Raw genomic sequence first — 3,125 nt, 5'->3', positions numbered from 1 at the left:
TCGCGCGCTCGCGGCCGGGCTTCTTGCCCGCCGCCAGCTCGCCCACGGTCGCGTAGATCGACGGTACGTCGTGGAAGTAGCCCAGGCCCTGGTAGTGCTCGAACTGCGGCACATCATCGGTGCAGAACTTGTCCACTTCACGCAGCGCCGCGCGATCCCAATAGCAGTCGTAGTCAACCAGCGACGCGAACGCGCCCTCCTCAAACCACCCGGCTTTGATGGTCGCGTGGGGCGTGTGGAGAATCGGCCCCGCGGTGACGACGATGTCGCAGCCCGCGACCGCCTGCCGGGGCTCGGCGGCGACCGTCACTTCGACGCCCCAACGTCCTCCCGCCTCGGCGGCGAAGCGCGCCGCGTTCTCCGGCACGATGTCGTACGCCGTCACGCGCTCGATGGGGAACAGCACCTTGAGCGCCTCGAGGTGACTGCGCCCCTGCACCCCGCAGCCGAGGATGCCGAGGGTGCTCGATTCCGGGCGCGCGAGATGCCTCGCCGCGATGGCGGACGCGGCGCCGGTGCGCATCGCCGTGATCCACGTGCAGTCCATCACCGCGAGCGGCACGCCGGTGTCCACGTCATTGAGGATGAGCAGGCCGGTGATGTAGGGCAGGCCGCGCTCGGGGTTCCCGGGATACCCGGACACCCACTTCACGCCCGCGGAGTGCAGTGCGGGGATGTAGGCGGGCATGGCGTGGATGAAGGAATCGGACAGCGTGTGCACCCCCGGCTTGGGCGGCATCTCGACGCGCCCCTCGGCATGCTCGCGGAAGGCGGGTTCAAGCGCGTCAATGATCTCGCGCATGGTGACGCCGGTCGCCTCGACGTCGGCGCGCGAGAGATAGAGCAGCTGTTGCAGCAATCGCGACCTCCTGAATGCACGGGGCGACGCGCGGTCCACCCCTTCGTTTCACTCAGGGCGGGCTCTGAGCATCGTCGAAGGGCCGTCGCCCGGATTGGCTTTGGACCGACACACGATCGGTCGGTTTCGGCGGGGCGATCAGCCTAGGTGTCCTGCTGCTTCTCGCGGTGAGCTTTGACAGCGGCCCCGAAGCGACCTCCCGAGCCACCTGCGAGAGCACTCGCGGTTGCCACTGCAAGTGCCACAATGCCAGCCCCCACGCCCCGCGCCGGCCCCCCGACAAAGATGTCCGCACCCACCGCCGCCATTACCGCCCATGGTACGAGAGCAGCCACGGCGCCCCACAGGTACGGCCGCGCGGGCATCGCGAACACGGCCACGAAGAAACCCAGGCACAGGAGGGACACCAGCCAGATGCCCAGCATGATGAACCACTGGAGTGGATCCAAAGGGCCACTACCGAAGATGATGGGCATACACAGGGCGGTGAGCAGCAGGAAAACAAGCGCCCAGCACGCGAAGGCCAGCAACACTCCCAGCGCTCTACGCACGGACCCCTCCCTGCTCCCCCGCGAATGGCGATGCCCCCGTCTATTGCGCGCTCGCGCGTCCGGCAAATCGAGAGCGCATCGCTGGCGGCCTCCAGGCTCACGGACTCGGAACGGGCTGCGGCGCGCCCGCGCCGCAGCGAACCGTCGCTGACGCCATACGACAATCGGCGACCGGCGGCCGGTCGCCTACTTCCGCACGAAGATCGGCTGGCTCCACGCGCGCCGGCCGTCGGCATGGCGGAAGATCTCGACGCGGACGTACGGCTCGTCGCCCCGCAGGACGTACGTCGCGGAATTCTGCTCGGCTCCGTCGAGCCGCGCGACGCGATATGCCGCCCCGCCCGGACCGCGGAAGAAGACGGACTGCGGCTCGGTGCATGTCACGGTTAACTGCCCGCCCTGCACGGACAGGTGGAGTTCCGGGCCTTCGGTCGCATAGAAGTTCCCTGCGAGCAAGTTGGCGAGGATGGCCGGCGCGGTGAGGGCTGGCGCATTGACGACCACGTAGCCGCCGTGCAGCGCGGACTGCGGCCCGCCGTGGAAGTCATCGGTCGCCGTGCCCCAGACGACCTTGCCCTGCCCCAGCAGGTAATCCCACGCGGCGGACCCGTAGCCCATGCCTTTGCCGCTGTCGCGCGTGCCGGCGTTGACGACCTCGATGAATTGGAAACCGGTGAGGCGATCGAGTTCGTCCGGGCCATAGCTCGCAAGCCAGTCCGGGTGGCACAGCATGGCCATGCCGCCCGCCGCCGTCGCCTGGTTAATCGCTTCCTGCCCGGGGCCGGTGGCGATGTGCTCGCCGGCGTGGATGAACACCATGTGGCCCTCGGCCGTCCCGTGTTCCTCGCCGGTGATGAACACGGGCACATCCTGACCTCCCTCCGCCTGTGGGTCGGGGGTGACATGTTCGTGGTCGGTGATGGTTATCCAGTCCGCGCCGTCCGCGCGGTACTTCGCCTCCAGCTGCGGGGGCAGACACCCGCCGTCGCTGTTCCTGGTGTGGCAGTGCATCTGCCCCTTGTACCAGTTCGGGTAGTCGCGGTAGGGCGAGAGGACGGTGAAGGTGACCCCTCGCTCGCTCGCCGCCTCGATGGCCACCAGCCGCTCCATCGGGTCGGCGGCAGCAGCGGCGCACGAGCCGCCGGCGGCAAATGCGAGAATGGCGGTGCAGATGAATCCATGGAGTACGAGCAGGCGCGACATTGTACGCATGACATTTCCTCCGACAAGGTAATCCATGGTCTGGCTTCGGCGCGGGATGAGCGATGCCCTGCCGGTGGTCACTCCTCGCCCGCTCAGGGCCTGCGATCACCCGCTTCTCTCTCGTGGCGCCGCTGGAAAGTGCGGGTGTGGTGTGCGCAGCGGATGCGTCGGCGGAGGACGCCTTATGGAGTGCGGGAGTTCACTCCCGCTTTCAAAAGCGGCGATTCATCGCCGCACTCCAAAATGACGGCGAGTCAAAGCGGCAGTCGAGTGTACCGTCGGGGGCTATCTCCACTGCCCCACGGCGGTCCAAAACGAGATGCGGGTAATGGTAGTCGTGGAACGGCCAGGCGTTTCCGGATCTGCAACATTGCCTGGAGCTACTGGCCGAGGCAGTGGCAGCCCATGGCGCGCGAGGGGAGGCGCGGCTCGTACATCCGGATGTCTCCGGCGCGGGTGACCTCGAACAGCACGACGCCGCGCCGCGACACGGCAATGAAGGTCCACGTTGC

General features: G+C 67.8%; 3 protein-coding genes. All 3 read right to left on the bottom strand.

Annotated features, from left to right (window positions below):
- A partial coding sequence (locus JSV65_04565) for an ornithine cyclodeaminase family protein (protein UCH35628.1) occupies positions 1-859 on the bottom strand: 859 nt, incomplete at its 3' end.
- Between the two features lie 143 nt (positions 860-1,002).
- Positions 1,003-1,410: a hypothetical protein gene (locus JSV65_04560; protein UCH35627.1), complete on the bottom strand. Its 408-nt coding sequence runs from the start codon at positions 1,408-1,410 to the stop codon at positions 1,003-1,005.
- A 186-nt stretch (positions 1,411-1,596) separates the two neighbouring features.
- Positions 1,597-2,622: a PHP domain-containing protein gene (locus JSV65_04555; GenBank protein ID UCH35626.1), complete on the bottom strand. Its 1,026-nt coding sequence runs from the start codon at positions 2,620-2,622 to the stop codon at positions 1,597-1,599.
- Between the last annotated feature and the right edge of the window lie 503 nt (positions 2,623-3,125).

The sequence above is a fragment of the Armatimonadota bacterium genome, assembly GCA_020354555.1.
Taxonomy (GTDB): domain Bacteria; phylum Armatimonadota; class Hebobacteria.
This window is presented reverse-complemented; position numbering and strand designations above follow the sequence as displayed.

Excerpts from the sequence above, each read along its gene's own strand:
- JSV65_04555 (UCH35626.1), bottom strand. The coding sequence starts at position 2,622 with ATGCGTACAATGTCGCGCCTGCTCGTACTCCATGGATTCATCTGCACC.